16 protein-coding genes are annotated in these 18,367 nt (G+C 64.9%); 3 read left to right on the forward strand and 13 right to left on the reverse strand.

The window, feature by feature from the left end; genetic code table 11:
* Positions 1-25 precede the first annotated feature (25 nt).
* The 10 genes from ACUXST_RS05110 to ACUXST_RS05155 form a co-directional block, all read right to left on the reverse strand.
* Positions 26-2,248, reverse strand: a complete 2,223-nt coding sequence (locus tag ACUXST_RS05110) for a GumC family protein (protein WP_458388854.1) — start codon at positions 2,246-2,248, stop codon at positions 26-28.
* Positions 2,249-2,279: 31 nt separating this feature from the next.
* Positions 2,280-2,987, reverse strand: a complete 708-nt coding sequence (locus ACUXST_RS05115; protein ID WP_458388855.1) for a polysaccharide biosynthesis/export family protein — start codon at positions 2,985-2,987, stop codon at positions 2,280-2,282.
* 77 nt (positions 2,988-3,064) lie between these two features.
* Positions 3,065-3,844 carry a metallophosphoesterase family protein gene (locus tag ACUXST_RS05120; protein ID WP_458388856.1) on the reverse strand — a complete coding sequence of 260 codons (780 nt, stop codon included), beginning with the start codon at positions 3,842-3,844 and terminating at the stop codon, positions 3,065-3,067.
* A 7-nt stretch (positions 3,845-3,851) separates the two neighbouring features.
* Positions 3,852-4,982, reverse strand: a complete 1,131-nt coding sequence (locus ACUXST_RS05125; protein ID WP_458389016.1) for a glycosyltransferase family 4 protein — start codon at positions 4,980-4,982, stop codon at positions 3,852-3,854.
* Positions 4,983-5,363: a Co2+/Mg2+ efflux protein ApaG gene (apaG, locus tag ACUXST_RS05130; RefSeq protein WP_458389017.1), complete on the reverse strand. Its 381-nt coding sequence runs from the start codon at positions 5,361-5,363 to the stop codon at positions 4,983-4,985.
* Between the two features lie 29 nt (positions 5,364-5,392).
* A complete protein-coding gene (gene recO, locus ACUXST_RS05135) occupies positions 5,393-6,130 on the reverse strand; it encodes a DNA repair protein RecO (RefSeq protein WP_458388857.1) in 738 nt (245 codons plus the stop codon).
* Positions 6,127-8,073, reverse strand: a complete 1,947-nt coding sequence (uvrC, locus tag ACUXST_RS05140; protein WP_458388858.1) for an excinuclease ABC subunit UvrC — start codon at positions 8,071-8,073, stop codon at positions 6,127-6,129. Before uvrC ends, recO begins: the two co-directional genes overlap by 4 nt.
* 44 nt (positions 8,074-8,117) lie before the next feature.
* Positions 8,118-8,879 (reverse strand): aspartate/glutamate racemase family protein, encoded by a 762-nt coding sequence (locus ACUXST_RS05145; protein ID WP_458388859.1) that lies wholly within the window; start codon positions 8,877-8,879, stop codon positions 8,118-8,120.
* Positions 8,880-8,976: 97 nt separating this feature from the next.
* Positions 8,977-10,488: an NAD(P)(+) transhydrogenase (Re/Si-specific) subunit beta gene (locus ACUXST_RS05150; RefSeq protein ID WP_458388860.1), complete on the reverse strand. Its 1,512-nt coding sequence runs from the start codon at positions 10,486-10,488 to the stop codon at positions 8,977-8,979.
* On the reverse strand, positions 10,481-10,771 hold the full coding sequence (locus tag ACUXST_RS05155; protein WP_458388861.1) for an NAD(P) transhydrogenase subunit alpha: 291 nt from the start codon (positions 10,769-10,771) through the stop codon (positions 10,481-10,483). The genes ACUXST_RS05150 and ACUXST_RS05155 overlap by 8 nt, the downstream gene beginning before the upstream one ends.
* 228 nt (positions 10,772-10,999) lie before the next feature.
* On the opposite strand from ACUXST_RS05155, the gene ACUXST_RS05160 reads away from it, so the two are divergent.
* Together ACUXST_RS05160 and ACUXST_RS05165 are read left to right on the forward strand one after the other, a co-directional pair.
* A complete protein-coding gene (locus tag ACUXST_RS05160) occupies positions 11,000-13,291 on the forward strand; it encodes an EAL domain-containing protein (RefSeq protein ID WP_458388862.1) in 2,292 nt (763 codons plus the stop codon).
* A 488-nt stretch (positions 13,292-13,779) separates the two neighbouring features.
* Positions 13,780-14,196, forward strand: a complete 417-nt coding sequence (locus ACUXST_RS05165; protein ID WP_458389018.1) for a secondary thiamine-phosphate synthase enzyme YjbQ — start codon at positions 13,780-13,782, stop codon at positions 14,194-14,196.
* Between the two features lie 24 nt (positions 14,197-14,220).
* Here the strand turns inward: ACUXST_RS05165 and ACUXST_RS05170 are convergent, their stop codons facing one another.
* Genes ACUXST_RS05170 through ACUXST_RS05180 form a run of 3 tightly spaced genes read right to left on the reverse strand, consistent with a single transcriptional unit; the run spans position 14,221 to position 16,631 of the window.
* Positions 14,221-15,342, reverse strand: a complete 1,122-nt coding sequence (locus ACUXST_RS05170; protein WP_458388863.1) for an NAD(P)/FAD-dependent oxidoreductase — start codon at positions 15,340-15,342, stop codon at positions 14,221-14,223.
* 3 nt (positions 15,343-15,345) lie between these two features.
* Entirely contained in the window at positions 15,346-16,482 is a 1,137-nt protein-coding gene (locus ACUXST_RS05175; RefSeq protein WP_458388864.1) for a Re/Si-specific NAD(P)(+) transhydrogenase subunit alpha, read from the reverse strand.
* A gap of 5 nt (positions 16,483-16,487) precedes the next feature.
* The gene (locus tag ACUXST_RS05180; protein WP_458388865.1) at positions 16,488-16,631 is read right to left on the reverse strand and encodes a hypothetical protein; all 144 of its coding nucleotides are present in this window, start codon (positions 16,629-16,631) and stop codon (positions 16,488-16,490) included.
* A 136-nt stretch (positions 16,632-16,767) separates the two neighbouring features.
* Between ACUXST_RS05180 and ACUXST_RS05185 the strand changes: the two genes are divergently transcribed.
* Positions 16,768-18,204: a sigma-54-dependent transcriptional regulator gene (locus ACUXST_RS05185; protein ID WP_458388866.1), complete on the forward strand. Its 1,437-nt coding sequence runs from the start codon at positions 16,768-16,770 to the stop codon at positions 18,202-18,204.
* Positions 18,205-18,367: the final 163 nt, after the last annotated feature.

Consider the following 18,367-nt stretch of genomic DNA (forward strand, 5'->3'; position numbering starts at 1 on the left):
TGGCAGCCCCCTACCCCCGCGCTCATCAGCGATCCGCCGACTGCGGGATCAGCGGAATTTCGGTGCGGTTCTTGTCCAGCTTTCCGTAGCCATAGCCGTAGCCATAAGCCTGGCTCTTGCCGTAGCCGCCAAGAGCACTGGTCGCTTTGGTGAGCGTCACCCCGAGCACGTTCGCTCCCGTCGCTTCGATGCGGTTGAGCGCCTCGATGGCCGCGCGGGTCCGGGTCCGGCCGCTCTGCACAACGAACATGACGTAGTTGGCAGCCGAAGCGAGCAGCGGCGCATCGGCGAGGCCAAGCGTCGGCGGGGCGTCGATGACCACGATGTCGAACCGCTCCGCGGCCTCGGCGAGGATGGTCCGGATCCGCCCGGTCGAGAGCAGATCGGCAGGACTCGGCGGAATAGGCCCACTCGCCAGCAGCCACAGGTTGCGGTGCTGGGTGGCGGTGACGTGACCGGCGATCTTCTCCTCGTTGGTCAGGAGCTTGGTGAGGCCGATGGAATCGGATGCAGCGCGGAACGCAGGCTTGCGGAGGTCGCTGTCGATCAGCAGCACCGATTTGTCCCGCCGCGCGAAGTTCTGTGCCAGCGCCAGCGCCGTGGATGACTTGCCCTCGCCGGGCTGCGTGCTCGTCACGAGGAGCAGCTTGGGTGTCCCTGACTCGGTGCTGAACCGGAGAGCGGTGACGATCGCGGAATAGGCTTCCGAAACCATCGAGGCCGGGTTCTTCAGGTCGTCGACGAACGAGTCCTTGGCGCCGGTTTTAGGCACCGTCCCGAAGCAGGGAAGGCCCAGCTTGCTGCGTACATCTTCCCGCGTCTTGATCGTGTCGTTGAGGAACTCGAGGCCGATCGCGCCAGCCAATCCAACGATCACGCCGCCGGCGATGCCGAGCAGTAGATTGAGCAGCAGGTTCGGCTTGTATGGGGACGCCGGCGTATCCGCATGGTCGACGATCGAGACCGGAGCGACGCCGACTCCGCCGGCCACGCCGATTTCCTTGTACCGCTGAAGTAGTGCATCATACAGGCTGCGGTTGGTATCCACCTCACGCTGGAGGATGTTGTACTGGATGCTCCGGCCACGCAGGTTCAGCACGTCGCCCTTCAGGCTCATGACCCGCGACTGAAGTGCGCGCTCGGCAGCCAGAGACGCACGATAGTCCTGAAGCAGCGTGTTGTTTCGGCCAGCAGCCATCTGCGAGCTCTCGCCCGCGATCTGCCGGTCGAGTTCATCCATCTGCGCCTTCAAGCTCTGCATTTCCGGATGGTCCGGCTTCATGAACGTGCGCTTCTGCTCATAATCCGCGGCGAGCGCGGCCCGCTGCTGACGAAGCGCCTGAGTGCTTGCGGTAACATCGCTCGTCGGTCCCGTGGCAAGCGCACCGCGATAGGCACCCTCCGCCGCAACCCGCCGAGCCGTCGCGTCCGCAAGTGCCTTGTTCAACGACATCAGGGACTCGCCCTGCAGGGAGTTCGTGTCACCGCTCGCCGGCTTGCCGTCCGCGCCTGTGCCGCTCGAGATGATGCCCTCGCGCTGGGCATAAGCGACGAGCGACCGTTCCGACCGCTCTAGGTCGCCCCTCGTCTTCGCGATCTGCCGCTGGAGGAAGTTGCGGGCGTAAGCCGACGCTTCGTAGCGGCGCTGAAGTGTCGAGTTGATGAAACTGTCCGCGACGCCGTTCGCCACAAGCGCGGCAAGCTGCGGGGACGTCGAGTCATAGCTGAACTTGATGAGGCTGCCGTCAACCGGCGGCACCACTTTCAGGCCCCCCTGGACCTTGGCCGTTGCCGCCTTCAGCCGACTGGAGGCGTCGCCGGTCTGCGGGATGAACTCGGGATTGTTGCCGAGGTTCAGCTCCTGCGCGGTCCTCTGAGCAACCGTCTTGCTGGAGACGAGGCCCACCTGCGTCGCGACGAAGTCGTACGGGTTCTGGGTCGTGTCCTGACGTTCCTTGGATTGCTCGTCGGAAATCGCCACCGTCGGGGGGTTCGCCTCCAGGGTGACGGAGGCGCGATATACGGGATCAGTCAGCAAGGTGATGATGATCGCGCCCGCAAGCCCAATCGCTATCGCGGCGAGAATCAGCCAGCGCCAGTGCTGCATGATGCGGACGACGGCCGCAAAGTCGAGGATCTGGGCAGCCGAATAGGTGCGGTGACCCGGTTGCAGCTTCGTCGCTTGATCGGGCCTATAATGGCCCAGTGGCCATTGGCCCTGGCTCGGCACTGCGATGCTGTTGTTCACGACGTACGTCTCCGAGCGTTGGCCGGCGGCTCTAGAAGGGCCGGAAAATCGAGAAGAAGGGGAAGGTCTGCATGACCCGCTTGAACCCCTGCTTGATTGACGAGCCGTCGACTACGACGATGTCTCCCGGATAGACCTGCGGGTCGGTCGACTGGCCGTGACGAATTGCAGTCAGGTCGAACGCGGCCGCCTGGCGCTGGCCATTGATCGTCCTGAAGATCGCGATGCGGTGGGTGTTTGCGTCTTCGGTCGTGCCGCCGGCAAGAGCAACTGCCTGCATGAGCGACGTGCGGCCAAGGATCGGGAACGTGCCCGCCTTGGCGACGGCACCGTCGACTGTGACCGCCCGGGCCGTCGATGCCTTGAGACCAACGCTGACGTCGGGATGCTCGAAATACTTCTGGCCAAGCTTCTCGGTGAGCTTATCATCGAGCTGGGCCGTGGTGAGGTTGGCAGCCTCGACCTCTCCGACCAGCGGGAGCGAGATGTGACCGGTCAGATCGACCTGGTAGTCGCCGGTGAGGTCGTCCGCCTTGAACACCTTCACGCTAACCGTATCGAGCGGCGCGATCTTGTAGTCGGATCCGACACCTTCGACCGAAGGAGCGTCGGGCGCCGCAAGCGGTGCGTAGGCAATCGGCCCACCCGCTCGATCGGCGCAGGCGCCCAGCGATAACAACAGCGTTGCCGCCGCAATGATCCGCAGAGCCGGGAACTGGAATCTCAGGTCAGAAGGCACGAAGCCACCTCGCAAAAAAACGGTGACGTTCCCCCGTCTGGATGAGCCGTAGTGACTACCCGCCAAAGCGGCGTGAATCAATGCGTTGCCGAGGCTCGGCCGGCGCCGGCAGGGCCGGTGGTCAGGAAGCGGCGCTGCTCTCCATCGATGACGAGCGCGGTCAGCACGCCGGTCCTGTAGGCGCCGGTGTCGATGCCGATCCGGTTCGGACGATCCTCCACCCCGTTGCTGATCGTATGACCATGGACGACGACAAAGCCGTGGTCGGCGTCATCGCCGAGGAACGGGTCACGAATCCAGCGCAGGTCCGACTGCTTCTGCCGGTCGAGTTCTACACCCGGACGAATGCCGGCGTGCACGAAGAGGTAGTCTCCGAAGCGGCAGGTGTCGGCGAACTTGCGCAGGAAGGCGATGTGCTGCGCCGGGATCGCTCTGCGGACCTCCGCAAGTGCTTCATTGTCGTCCAGCCTGGCCATCGTTGCTGGGTTGACACCGTAGCTCGCCAGGCACTCGGCGCCGCCGAAGGACCGCCACTTCGCGATCAGCGGCGCGTCACCATCGAGAATGCGAAGCAGCACCTCCTCGTGGTTGCCGAGGAGGAACACTGTCTGGACCCCCTCACGACGGTAGGTCCGAAGCCGCTCGATCACTTGCGCGGAATGCGGCCCCCTGTCGATCAGATCGCCGAGGAACACGAGAAGCGTCTTCCCCGGGCGCGACAGGTCAATGTCACGCTCGATTTCGGCAAGCAGCTGCTCGAGGAGGTCGAGCCGCCCGTGGATGTCGCCGATCACGTACGCACGGCGGCCCTTGGGTCCTTTCGCGGCAGAGCGCTCCCGTTTGAGCAAACCGAACATCGAACCCCTAACTCCGCCTGGGCGCGACATCCGCGATCGCCCTGAGATATTCAGCAATTACGCCGCTTAGGTTAAACTTCGCCTGAACCCTTTCACGCGCCGCATGACCGAGCGCCGCACGCTGTTCGGTAGTCAAACCCAGCATCTTGCGCATTGCCTCGGCCAGCGACGCAGCGTTCCGGGCCTCGCAAAGAAAGCCGTTGACGCCCCGCTCCACGACGTCTCGGCACCCTGGAACATCCGCGGCAATGAGCGGCCGGCCCATTGCGGCGCCCTCCAGGAGGGACCTGGGGAGCCCCTCCCGATACGATGGCAGGACGACCACGTGGCTATCGGCGATGAATGGCCGGACGTCTTCGGCTTCGCCGAGATACTCAACCGCGCCGGCTGCCACCCACGAGTCCAGTTCCGCACGAGAGATCGCCGTGCGGTTACCTTCGTCGAGGGCGCCCAGAAGCTGGAAGCGTGCGTCCGAGCCTCCGGCGCGGAGAACGCGCGCCGCCTCGACGAACTCGCGCACGCCTTTGTCAACGAGGAGGCGGCCGATGAAGAGAAATCGCACCGGCCCAAGCGGCAGTGGGGCGGGCGAGAAGCGATCCGTGTCGATGCCGGATCCCTGAAGCAGCCGGGCCTGATCACGCCGCACCAGCTTCCTGCCGATGAACACCGCCAGGTCGTCGGAGTTCTGGAAGAACACCACGGGCGCCCTGCTCAGCCCGATGCGGTACAGGGCGCTCACGACGGTGCCGAGCAAGCCGCCGCGGATGAAGACCGTGCCCAGCCCACTGATGTTGGGTATCGCCGGCACGCCTGCGAACCGCGCAGCAAGGCAACCGTAGATGTTGGGCTTGATCGTGAAGCCCAGATAGGCAGCGGGTCGCACTTCGGCGATGATCCTGCGGTAGCTGAGCAGGAGCGCTAGATCCTTGAAGGGGTTGAGACCGGAGCGGCTGATGTTCACTTCGAAGCGGCGGACACCTAGAGCTTTCATCCGCTTCTCGGCCGGCGGATCCACAGGGGCCACAACGACTGGCTCGAAGCCCGCCTGCTCCAGCGCGCTGATCAGCTCCGCGCGGAAGTTGACGATGTTCCAGGAACTGTTGGCCGAAAGGATGACCGGGCGGATTTGGGATTCCAGTCAGGAGCTAAGGAGCTGGAACCGCGGTATCGCGACGTCAAAAGCGGTGCCGTCGGCGTCGACCATGCGATAGGTACCGCTCATCGATCCGCTCGGCGTATCGAGAGGGCAGCCGGAAACGTAGTCGAAGCTTGCTCCGGGCGCGATGAGCGGCATTTCGCCGACAACGCCCTCGCCCGTCACTTCGTGGATGGCGCCGCGGCCGTCGACGATCCGCCAGCTTCGCGACAGCAGCTGGACGGCGATGTCGGAGCCATTCTCGATCCGCACATGATAGGACCAGAACCAGCGCGCGGCGGTGGGGTCCGACTGTTCGACCAGGTAGGTCACGGCCACGCGAATGGCGATGCCGCGAGTTACCTCGGCATTGGGGAAGAACATGGCGAGCGCGTCGGTCGTCACGCCTTCACCTAAGCGAGACCACCGGCCCGGCGCAACCGGTCCACGAGCCTTGCACGGGCATCCGCGATGGGCCGCTTGCGATCGGTGAGCAGGTCCCGGTCGAGGAAGTGGCCGGTCAGCTCCAGACCGTCGACGATCTCCCGCCAGCTGCCACTGCCGCCATCGCGTGCGAACCGCGGAAGCGGCAGCAGCTTGCCGGCGTAGGGCTCCGCCTCGGCCGCGCTGACCGCGCGCCCCGACCGGGGGCTGACGGCGACCAGATCGTCGCTGGTGCCGGTGACCGCACAGCCTTGCAGATCCAGCCCAAATCCGAGCTCAGCCAGTAGGAGGAGCTCGAAACGCACGAGCGCCGCGCCCCATCCGCCCGCCGATGGTGCTGCCTCGATCGCATCAAGCAAGCCTGCAAGCGCCTGATACAGATGCGGATAAGGCTGTCCTTCCGGAAGCACGGTGGCTGTCAGGACCGTGGCCCATTCGATCGCGGCTGCCGGCAGAGGCTCCGACAGCAGCGGCCCCCGGCTATGGATCAGCTCCACGATCGCCTGCGGCAGCTGCGTGTCCGTCCTTGCCGCAAGCTGCGCCTCGACGACGTTGCCGGCCATCAGTACCGGCCGCATGCGCCGGCCGCGCGCTCCCCGCACATAGGCAGCCTGGAGCCCGTCCTCGGGAGTCATCAGCCGGACAATGGCGCCATGCTCGCCGTGATTGCGCAGGGCGCAGACGATGGCCGGCGTTTCGATCCTCATCCGCGTGGATGGAAATAGTCGTAGAGCTGGCGCGCCGTCGTCCGGCTGATGCCTGGGGCCTTCTCGAGATCCTCGAGAGCCGCGCCTTTCACCGCCCGTGCTGTGCCGAAGTGCATGAGAAGCGCCCGCTTCCGGTTTGGGCCGATCCCCGGCACCTCGTCCAGTGTGGACGTGGTGAGACTCTTCGCCCTTTTCGCGCGGTGCGTGCCGATGGCGAAGCGGTGCGCCTCGTCCCGCAGCCGCTGGACGTAGAACAAGACAGGCGAGTTCGGCGGCAGCGTGATCTCGCGGCCGCCCGGCAGATGGAAGACCTCCCTACCCTCGCGGCCGTGGTGCGGCCCTTTCGCGACGCCAACCACCGGCACGTCGTGGACGCCGGAGTCCTCCATCACTTCGCAGACCGCGGACAGCTGCCCCTTGCCACCGTCGATCAGCAGCAGGTCCGGCCACTCCCCGCTCGCGCGGTCCGGATCGTCCTTCTCAAGCCGCGCGAACCGCCGCTGCAGCACTTCGCGCATCATCCCGAAATCATCGCCGGGCGTCACACCAGACTTAATGTTGAACTTGCGGTAGCTGTTCTTGCGAAAGCCCTCGGGCCCCGCGACGATCATCGCTCCGGTCGCATTCGTGCCCATGATATGGCTGTTGTCGTAGACCTCGATGCGCTTCGGCACGTCGGCGAGCTCGAACATGTCCGCGAGCTCGCGCAGGATCTTGCCTTGCGTGGTCGCCTCGGCAAGCCGGCGGTCGAGTGCTTCCTCCGCGTTGCGGGCGGCCTGCTCCAGCAGCTTGCGGCGGGCGCCGCGCTGCGGGCGCTCGATAAGCACCTTGTGGCCGGCCCGCTCGGAAAGCGCGTCCTGCAAGACTTCCGCGTCGGCGACATCACGATCCACCAGAATGCGCCGAGGTGGCGGCAGGTCTTCGTAGAATTGCACGAGGAAGCTTGACAGCACCTCGGCTTCCGGAACCTCGTTCGTGTGCGCCGGGAAGAAGGCGCGGTGACCCCAATTTTGTCCGCCGCGGATGAAGAAGCCCTGGATGGACACGGTGCCGCCCTTGCAGGCAAGCGCGAACACGTCGGCATCGCCGAGGCCCTCCGCATGGACCGTCTGGCTGCCCTGGATGTAGGTTAGGGCGCGGAGACGGTCGCGATAAACCGCGGCAAGCTCGAAATCCTGCCGCTCTGCTGCTTCGGCCATATGCTTGCTGAGCCGCGCCTGGACGCCCGTCGACTTGCCGGCCAGGAACGCCTTGGCGTCATCGACCAGCTCGTCATAATTCGCCTCGTCGATCCTCCCGACGCACGGAGCCGAACAGCGCTTGATCTGGTAGAGGAGGCACGGCCGCGAGCGGTTTTCGAAATAGCTGTCGGAACAGCTTCTTAGGAGGAACAGCTTCTGAAGCGCGTTAAGCGTTCGCGTGACTGAGCCGGCGCTTGCGAAGGGACCGTAATACTGGCCTTTGATGCGCCGCGCGCCGCGATGCTTCTGGACTCGCGGGAACGCATGGTCCTCCCGCAGCAGGATGAAGGGGAAGCTTTTGTCGTCGCGCAGCAGCACGTTGTACGGCGGACGGAAGCGCTTGATCAGCTGCGCTTCGAGCAGCAGCGCCTCGGCCTCCGTCTGCGTCGTGACGATGGTCATCGAACGGGTCTGCGAGACCATCCGCTGCAGACGCTTCGGCAGCTTGTTGACTTGGGTGTAGTTCGTCACCCGGTTCTTCAACGCGCGGGCCTTGCCGACGTAGAGCACGTCGCCTCGCGCATCCTGCATGCGGTAGACACCGGGCCGCACCGGCAGCGTCTTCAGGACTTCGCGGATCGCGGCCACGCCCTTGTCGAGGTCCGGCTGCTCCGCGCCGCGCACGGTATAGGTCGCCTGATCCTCGTTGAAGCGATCGGCGGATCCGGGAAAGTCGGGACGGTCGGCCGGGGTGCGGTCCATGCCCCTTATCTAGGGCTCACGGGAGCAGCTATCCAGCCGTGGCGTCAGGCCGCCGCGCGTGTCTCCGCTTCCTCGGCAAGCATCCACTCGACGCACGCGCGGGCGTGGATGGCAGTGCAGTCGTAGACCGGCAGCACGTTGGCGCGCACATCGACGGCAAGAACAAGCTCCGTGCAGCCGAGCACGACGGCCTGGACCTTGCGCTTGCCGAGCTCCGTGATGAGCGTCTTCAGCTTGCGTTGGCTGTCGCGGACCACCCGGCCTGCAGCGAGTTCCTCGAAGATGATCCGGTCGATCTCGGCGATCCATTCGGGTTCAATCGGAGCCAGAGTGATCCCGCGCTCGGTCAGGCGGTCGCGGATGTGCCCCTCGTTCATCGTGAAGCGGGTGCCGAGAAGTGCAACCCGGCTGCGGCGGTCGTCGACGAGCTTCGCCGCCACCGCGTCGCCGATGTGGAGCATCGGGACGCCGATCTTCGGCGCCACCGCGTCATAGACCTTGTGACCGGTGTTCGAAGTAATGATCACGCCTTCCGAACCGCTCGCTTGGAGACGCTTGGCCGCTTCGAGCGTGACGCGCGCAACGCCGTCCCAGTCGCCCGACAATTCCATCGCAGCGAAGGGTGCGAGGTCGAGGCTTTCCATCGCGAGAATGGCGCTGTGCAAGCCGCCCAACCGCTGGGCAACCCCGCGGTTGATGTGCTCGTAATAGAGCGCGGTCGACGACCAGCTCGTCCCCCCGATGATGCCCAGCTTGCGCAAGTTCGTGCCCTTCCCCTGACCGCAGCGATGAATCGCGCGGAGCATCCTTGTTGTCACTCAACGCAACCGCTTCTGACAAGCGGTGAATGCGTTGTTTTATCGTGAGTTAATCACTTTCACGGTGAACCGTGCCGGGTACGAGTCAGCCGAGCGCCTTGACGATTTCCTCGACCATCTTCTTTGCGTCGGCGAGCAGCATCATCGTATTGTCGCGATAGAACAGCTCATTATCGACCCCCGCATAGCCCACCCCGCCCATCGAGCGCTTCACGAACAGCACCGTGCGCGCCTTCTCTACGTCAAGCACCGGCATTCCATAGATCGGCGAGCTCTTGTCGGTCTTGGCCGCCGGATTGGTGACGTCGTTGGCGCCGATCACGAAGGCGACGTCGGTTTGCGCGAACTCGCTGTTGATATCCTCGAGCTCGAACACCTCGTCGTAGGCGACGTTTGCCTCGGCGAGCAGGACGTTCATGTGCCCGGGCATGCGGCCGGCCACGGGGTGGATCGCATATTTCACGCGAACGCCCTTGGCCTTGAGCTGGTCCGCCATCTCGCGCAGCGCGTGCTGGGCCTGGCTGACTGCCATCCCGTAGCCTGGCACGATGATGACCTGGTCGGCCTGCGCCATCAGGAAGGCGGCGTCCTCGGCCGACCCGCGCTTGTACGGTCGGTCTATCGCCGCCGCCTCGCCGCTGCTGGCGACCGCTCCGAAGCCCCCCGCGATGACCGAGATGAAGCTGCGGTTCATTGCCCGGCACATGATGTAGCTGAGGATCGCGCCGGAGCTTCCGACCAGCGCCCCCGTGATGATCATCGCGCTGTTGTGGAGCGTGAAGCCCATCGCCGCCGCCGCCCAGCCGGAATAGCTGTTCAGCATAGAGATCACGACGGGCATGTCGGCGCCGCCGATCGGGATGATCAGCAGGAAACCGATTGCGAAGCTGAGCGCGACGATCAGGCCGAAGACGATCGGCGACTGGTCCTGGGTGAAGTAGGCGATGAGGATCAGAATCGCGGCCAGCGTGCCGAGATTGATCACATGCCGAAGCGGCAGCAGGATCGGCTTGCCACTCATGTTGCCGTTGAGCTTGAGGAAGGCGATCACCGATCCGGAGAAGGTGATCGCGCCGATGGCGACGCCGAGCCCCATCTCGATCCGGCTGACCGGCAGGATGTTGACGATTGAGGCGCCGTAAATCGGCGTGATCCGGACGGCGATGCCGAACGCCTCGGGATTGAGATAGGCCGCGGCTCCGACCAGCACCGCCGCCATGCCGACCAGGCTGTGGAATGCGGCGACCAGCTGCGGCATTGCCGTCATCTGGATCTTGCGAGCAGTCACCAGACCAATGGCTGCACCAATGATGATAGCGCCAAGGATTTCAGCGATCGTCGCCCAGTCGTAAAGGAGCGGCCCTTGAACTTGGGGGAGCTGCTCCATGCCAAAGCGGGCGATGATCGGATCGCGCGGTATGTGAGTGATGAGGGTTGTCAGCACCGCTATCGCCATGCCGATCATGCCCAGACGGTTGCCGCGCTGGCTGCTCTCGGGATTGGACAGCCCGCGCAGCGCCAGGATGAAACAAACGCCGGCGATCAGATAGGCGAGCAGGACCCAGGCGGGCTGCGCGTGCGCGGCCGCCTCAGCCATTCTTGCGATCCTTCTTCTTGTACATCGCGAGCATTCGCGCCGTGACTGCGAAGCCGCCGAAGATATTCACGCTGGCCAGGGCGACCGCGAGCAGCCCGAGCCACTTCGACGATGCGCTCCCTGCCGCGGCGGCGGCGATGAGTGCGCCAACGATGATGACGGAAGAGATTGCGTTTGTGACGCTCATCAGCGGTGTGTGGAGGGCCGGGGTCACCGACCAGACGACGTAATAGCCGACGAAGCAGGCCAGAACGAAGATCGACAGGATCGAAATGAAGTCCATGTCCGGCCTCGGCCCCTCCTCTAACTCACGATCGTGCAGCGGCCGCTCCCGTCGGAGACCACCGGCCCGGACTTTTGCACAAGTGAGGGGCCCGAGGACAGAGGCAAAGCTCAATGCCGCGGACGGGTCGTGGAACGGCGGCCAGATCGATTCATCTCAATTGGGTTTCCTATTTCCTAACCTTTTCGAGGCAAGGGTGGCTGCGCGACCTAGGAGGATAGTGCGCAAGTGTCGAAGCGCAGCCAACAGAGGCCGCAATCGCCGCCGTGGAAGATGCTTCTATGGACCGCGATCGCAGGCCTGATCTTTGGCCTCATCGGCTTCGGTGAGATTGCCGAGGACTGGCTGCGCGTGGCGCGCAACAGCTTCCACAAACACAAGGCCAGCGGCGACATCGTCCTGTTGATGATCGACGACAAGTCGCTCCGAGAGATCGGCAACTGGCCGTGGCCGCGGCGCACCGATGCCGAACTAGTTGATCGCCTTAGCGCTGCAGGCGCCAAGCGCATCTATTTCGACGTGAACTTCTCCTTCCCGTCGGAACCCGCGCAGGACCGCGCATTCGCGAAGTCCCTGGAGCGCTCCGGCCGCGTAACGCTGCTGGCGCGGACGAAGGCCGGACCGGATGGCAGCACCAACCTGATCGACGCGCTGCCGCTCAAGCAGTTCTCGAAGCATGCGAAGCTCGGCGTCGCCAGCGTTCACTACAACTACCAGAATGCGGTTTGGGAGCTGCCCTATGCGGCACCCCTAGGCGGCCGCTCGGTTCAATCATTCGCAGCCTCGCTCGCCGGAACGAGCGGCCCGCCCGGAAGCAGGTTCCCGCTCGATTATTCGACGGACTTGCTGACGATCCCGACCTATCCCGCCGGCGACGTGCTCACGGGCCGCGTGAGCGCGAAACAGCTTGCCGGCAAGGACGTCGTCATCGGCATCGGCACCGACGTGATCGGCGATTCCTACTTCATCCCCGGCTACGGAAAGGCATTCGGGGTCCACGTCCACGCCATCGGCGCGGAGACGCTGAAGAACGGCCGTCCGGTCGGCGTCGGGTGGGTGCCAGGCCTTCTGTTCGGCCTTGCCAGCGCCTACGTGGCGCTGCGGTTCAGGCGGCGGCGGCAGCGTTATCCGGCCATCGCCGGTGCGATCGCCGCCTTGATCGGGGTCCCCGCGAGCCTCGAGGCGCGGTTGATCTTCGTCGATGTGACGCCTGGCATCTTCGTACTGCTGGTGGTCGTCGGAGTGCTCACGACGCAGCGCTTCCGTGCTCGCGGCCTCGTCAATCCGGTCTCCAACCTTCCGAACTTGAACGCACTCCGAGTCAATCGCGAGGGGCGCAGCCAGGCACTGATTGCCGCCCGCATCCTGAACTATGAAGAGATCCTCTCGACGCTTCCGCCCAACACCGAGAGCCAGCTCATCGAGCAGGTCGTTGCACGGCTGAGCGTGGGTGCTTCGGACCGCGTCCTGTACCAGGGCGACGGGGGCATCTTCGCATGGTTCGAGAAATCGCGCGCGCCATTCGGGAACCACCTCGATGCCCTCTACTCACTGTTCCGGAACCCGGCCCGCATCGCCGGAATGCCGATCGACCTCGCGATTTCGTTCGGCGTCGAGATCGGCAGCAGCCGTTCGCTCCCGAATCGGCTGGCGAGTGCGCTGGTTGCAGCCGACGATGCTGCGCACGACGGGCTGAAGTGGAAATTCCACGACCCCGACACGCTGCAGGATGCCTCCTGGAAGTTGTCGATGCTCAGCCAGCTCGACGAGGCAATCGACAAGGGACAGGTATGGGTCGCCTATCAGCCGAAGCTTGAGCTGCGCACTCGCCGGATCATCGGTGCCGAGGCGCTTGCGCGCTGGACCCATCCTGAAAAGGGTCCGATCGCGGCGTCGGAGTTTGTGGCAGCAGCCGAGCAGAGCGACCGCATCGCCAAACTGACCGACTTCGTGCTCGAGAAGGCGGTTGCGGCGGCCAGCGCCATCAACAAGCGCGGCGAGAATTTCGACGTCGCCGTGAACCTTTCGGCACGCCTGCTGACCGACAAGGGCTTCATCCTGCGCGTCTCCGCGCTCCTTGCCCGCCACGGCTTGGCTCCTGCGCACCTGACGCTGGAACTCACCGAAACCGCCGCCCTGTCCGGTTCCGGCGAAGGACTCGACATGATCGCCAGTCTTCGCGAGCTCGGCGTGCGGATTTCGATCGACGACTACGGCACGGGCCTCTCGACTTTGGACTACCTCAAGAAGGTGCCGGCTAACGAGATCAAGATCGACCAGAGCTTCGTCAAAGGCATGGTCGAGAATCGTAGCGACCGCCTGATGGTCCAGTCGACGATTGGACTAGCGCACTCGCTCGGCCGCAAGGTCGTTGCGGAAGGCGTCGAGCAGCATGCGACCCTGGACCTGCTCGTCGAAATGGAATGCGATATCGCCCAGGGCTATGTCGTCGGCCGGCCGATGAGCCTGGATTCGCTCGCCAAGCGGATTGGCTCCGAGCGGAAGCGCGGCGTCGCCTGATCTCCCCGGAGCGCTAAGCCGCTCTCCGCACCCCTGAGAACTGCAACCCGGCCCTTCTGAGGGTTACTCGCGCATGCACGCGATTCGCCAGCGCGAGCCGCTGCGATTTACCGGCGACAACCTGGAATTTCGACGCCGCAACTACGCGCAACTTCGCGCCTCATCGCTCATCATGGTAAATCGTTTGATTACCATATCTATTAGGGTTAATAGTTCCCCATCTGCCGAATCGCAGTAACGAAAGACAGGGGACGACAATGAAAAAGACTCAGACCCGCGTCGGCTTCTGGAGCTGGCTCATGGGCTCAGGCTGGAGCACGGCTGGAGGTAACGGCTAAGACTGCGTTTCGGGCTGGATGATTCCAGCCCGAAAACAGTAGTTTACAAAGCGCCTGCCGTTTGGTGGGCGCTTTTTGTTTGGGCTTCGCAGATGTCGTATTTGGCCCCGCTTTCGTCCGCTGGAACGATCGGCTAGCGAGCGCCCGATGTTGCGTCAGGCATCCGGTTCCCTGCGGCTCCGCGCGAGTCGCGCCGGGCTTCATGAATTTACCGAAAACGTCGAATCCTGGGTTTCGGCTACGGGGATTCCGGAGGGCCTCCTTACCCTTTTCTGCCGTCACACGTCGGCTTCCCTGCTCATCCAGGAGAATGCGGCAACGGCCGTTGCCCGCGATCTGCAGCGCTATTTCACGGGGCTGGCGCCCGAATCGGGCGAGTACGAGCATGACGACGAAGGCCCGGATGACATGCCGGCACACTTGCGCGCGGCGCTGACGCAGACACAGCTGAGCATTCCCGTACGCGACGGCCGGATGGTGCTTGGCCGATGGCAGGGGGTCTTCCTGTTCGAACACCGCCGCGCGGCACCGGAACGGGAGATCGCGCTTCACCTCATCGGCGAATGACCCGGAGCAAGGCGGTCTACTTACTTAAGCGTGTCCGCCGAAGCGAACCGGGCTTACCGCTGCGTTGCTGACGTCGGGCACGGGCCAGCTTGTGTCGAGAATCAGAGACGCCGCAACCTGCGACATCGCAGGCGAAGTCTGCAGGCCTGCCCCACCCTGGCCCGCCAGCCAGAAGAAACCCTCCGCTTCGGGCGCGAAGCCCACTACTGGGTGGCCGTCCGGAGCGAAGGTGCGCAGGCCGGCCCACCGGCTGTGGATGCGCTCCACCTTCATGATCGTTCGGTCCTCCATGCGCTGCGCCGCGAGCGCCATTTCGAATTCATCCGGCTGCGCGTCGCAGGGATCGCTCGGCACCTCGTCCATCGGCGAGGCGAACAGACGGCCGCTCTCCGGCGCGAAATAGAGTTCATCCCCAACCGTCTTGGCAAAGGGCAGCCGGTCGAGCTCGGTTCCCTCCGGCGCATCGAAGGTGATGATGGTGCGCCGCTTCGGCCTGATGCCGAGCGCGGTCACGCCGGCGAGTTCGGCCACCGCGTCCGCCCAGGCCCCCGCTGCATTGACGATTACCGGCGCGGAGAAGCTGTCACCTGCTTCTGTGCGGACCTCCCATGCGCCGTCTCGGCGCGAGATCGCCGCAACGCGGGCATCCGTGCGCACTGTCCCGCCATTGCGGCGAAGCTGGCGGGCGAAGCCTTGGAGCAGCGCGTGCGGGTCGAGCCGGATGCCGTCACGGTCGGCAATCCCGTGAACCGCGTCCGGTTTCAATAGCGGGCAGAGGTCATGCACGGCGGCCGCGTCGAGACGATCCAGCTCGGCGAATTGGGAAATGTCCGCTTCCAGAGCGTCGAGGGCGGCGCGCTCCTCTTCGCGCGCGTGGATCAGCACGGCCATGCGCCGGCCGAGCGGAACGTCGCTGAAGGCGTCGGGCGGCCCATCGAAGAATGGGCGGCTGGCGAGCGTCAGCGCGCGGATGAGCGCGTCGCCGAGCGCGTAGTGAAGCATCGTCGCGCTGCGCCCGGACGCATGGAAGCCGATCTGCGTTTCGCCTTCGAGGACGAGGACTCTGGCATGAGGAGCCAGAGCGGCCGCGGCGGAGATGCCCGCAATGCCGCCACCAATAACGAGAATGTCGGTGGTTGTTGCCACCGATCAGGCGGCGGTCAGCAGCTCGTGCACGACCTGGCCGTCCCGGGTCAGCCGGATGGCCTTCACGATCTCATCGTCGTCGGGAAGCACCGGACGCCCATGCTCCTTGTCCCAGAAAGCGCTCAGGAAGTTGTAGAGGTTGCGGGCGAACAATGCGGAAGCATCGGCGGGCAAGCTGCGGGCGAGATTGGCGGCACCGATGATGGTGACGCCGTGCTTCTGGACGCGCTCGCCCGATAGAGTTCCCTCGACGTTGCCGCCTGCCGTTGCAGCGAGGTCGACTATCACGCTGCCGGACCGCATGCTTGAAACCTGGTCGTCGGTGATAAGGCGTGGCGCCGGGCGGCCAGGGATCAGCGCGGTCGTGATGACAATGTCCTGCTTGGCGATGTGACCGGAGACGAGCTCGGCTTGCGCCTTGCGGTATTCGTCCGACATTTCCGTCGCATAGCCACCGGCACCCTCGCCTTCGATGCCGGCAACCTGCTCGACGAAGATCGGTTTGGCGCCGAGCGACTGGATCTGCTCGCGGGTCGCGGAGCGAACGTCCGTGGCGCTGACCTGCGCGCCGAGGCGCCGAGCCGTCGCGATGGCCTGAAGCCCCGCAACACCGACGCCCATCACGAAGACTTTGGCCGGGCTGATCGTGCCAGCGGCGGTCATCATCATTGGGAAGGCGCGACCGTAAGCCGCGGCGGCGTCGATCACTGCCTTGTAGCCGGCGAGGTTCGACTGTGACGATAGGATGTCCATGGACTGAGCACGTGTGATGCGCGGCATCCACTCCATCGCCAGCGACTGAAGACCGGCGGCGGCAAAGCCGGAAATCGCTTCCGTCCGCCCGGCAGGATCGAGTCCGCCCACGAGCAAGGCCCCCGGAGCAGTCTCTGAGAGCGACTGCGGGTCCGGCCCCTCCACGCACAGGATGACGTCGGCGCCGCGCAAGATATCGCCGCGGCTGCCCGTCTTCGCTCCCGCGGCTTCGAATTCCATGTCGGGAACTGAAGCGCTCTCTCCGGCGCCGCTTTCCACGGCAACTTCAGCACCAAGTGCAACGAATTTCTTCACCGTCTCCGGGATCGCGGCACAGCGGGTCTCGCCGGCGGCAGTTTCCTTGAGAACGGCGATCCGGGTCGGCACGCCCGTTACAGGACGAACACGAGGACGATCATGGCGATGATGAACGCGATTGCCGCGCCCCATTTGAACATGCTCGTGAACCGGGCATAGTCGTTGACGTGCGCAGTCACGTCGTGGGCCACCGGGCTGGTCAGCTGTTCGTCGGCCATTCTGATCCTCTCTTCGCTTCCAATGCGGGCGCCTAGCGGCGTCCATAACAAGGGCTTCACGTCGCCCCAAGCCCCCAGGCGAGGTTAAGTGGACCTTTACTCCTGCGCGCTAGACCGGTGGGCCAGGAGCCGCCCGATGTCCGAAGAGCGCACGCGTTCCCTATTGCTGATCGAAACCGATGCCGACGAGCGCCGGTTGATCTCGGCCGTCGCGGCCCGTTCCGGCTGGAGCGTCGTTGGTGCTGCCGATGCCGAGACTGCCGTTGCACTGCTCCAAGGCCCACACGGCCGTGAGGTCCAGGCCGCGCTGCTCGGCTCGTGGAGTCCTGATCACGGACGCGAACTCATCGATTCGCTGCGCGAACATCGTCCCAATCTCCCGGTTATCGTTCTCAGCCTTGGCGACAGCGTATCGCTTGCCGTCGAAGCAATGCGTTCCGGAGCAAGCGACTTCTTGGTGCGCCCCGTCGCACCGGAGCGCCTGGTCGAAGCCCTCGCGGCCAATGCGGACCGCCGCCGCGCTGCCGGCGAGCTGGCACCAGTTTCCGAGAAGCTGGCGCCGGAATTGTCGCTTGAGCAGCTGGTGGGTGCCGCCCCCGAATTCCGCGCCGCCCTTGCAGTTGCCGCGAAAGCCGCCCGCAATCGCCTGCCCATCCTGATCGTGGGCGAGCCCGGCACCGGCAAGGAGACCGTCGCCCGCGGCATCCACGGCGCCAGCTTGCGCGCCAAGGGACCGCTGCTGACCTTGGACTGCAAGGCGATACCCGCGAACATCATCGACAGCGAATTGTTCGGTCATGAGAAGGGCGCCTTCCCGGGTGCCTTCGCGCCGAAGACCGGCAAGCTGGTGCTTGCCGACGGCGGCACCTTGCTCCTCGACGAGGTCGGAGCCTTGCCGCCGGAAACCCAGGAGCGGCTCGACCGGATGCTCGCGACTGGCGAAGTCCGTCCGGTGGGCCTCAACGGCAGTCATTCGGTGGATGTGCGAATCATCGCCACCATCAGCCACACGCTTCCGGAGGACTTCCATCCGGGACTCGCGGAGCGCATCGCAACGACGGCGGTGAACCTGCCGCCGCTCCGCGACCGCAGCGGCGACATCCCTTCCCTCGCCCGGCATCTGCTGACGCGCTTCGCCGAGCAAGGCGCCGTGCGGCCCTTGTCGATCGGCAATGACGCGCTGGCGGTGCTGATGCGCTACGGCTGGCCCGGCAACGTTCGCCAGCTTGCAGGCGTGCTCTTCCGCGCCGGCCTGCACTGCGAAGAGAATTCGCTTAACGCCGAGCACTTCCCGCACATCACCGTTCAATCCCGCTTTTCCGGCAGGCGGACCGACTTCGCGCCGCAGCTTAGCCAGTCGCGCAGCGAGCAGGCGATTGCGGGTGCACCATCGGTCACCTTGTTCACGAGCGACGGGAATTTGCGCACGCTCGAAGAAATCGAGGCCGACATCATCCGCCTCGCCATCGGTCACTATCGCGGCCGCATGACCGAAGTTGCCAGGCGGCTCGGGATCGGCCGCTCGACCCTTTACCGCAAGCTCGGCGATCTCGGGATCGACACGGCGGCGTAGCTCATTCGACAGCCGCGGCGTTTTCTTCGGACATACCGCTGGCATTCAAGGCGGCGTCGCCAAAAAGATGCTAAACCCCTTCCGGGGTCCGCATGGCCGAGAGTTGGACGTGTCCAAGCTGTTCACGAAGGCGGCGGAATAGCTTCTGCCCCCAATGCGGCGA

It is taken from the genome of Sphingomonas sp. F9_3S_D5_B_2, from assembly GCF_054263715.1.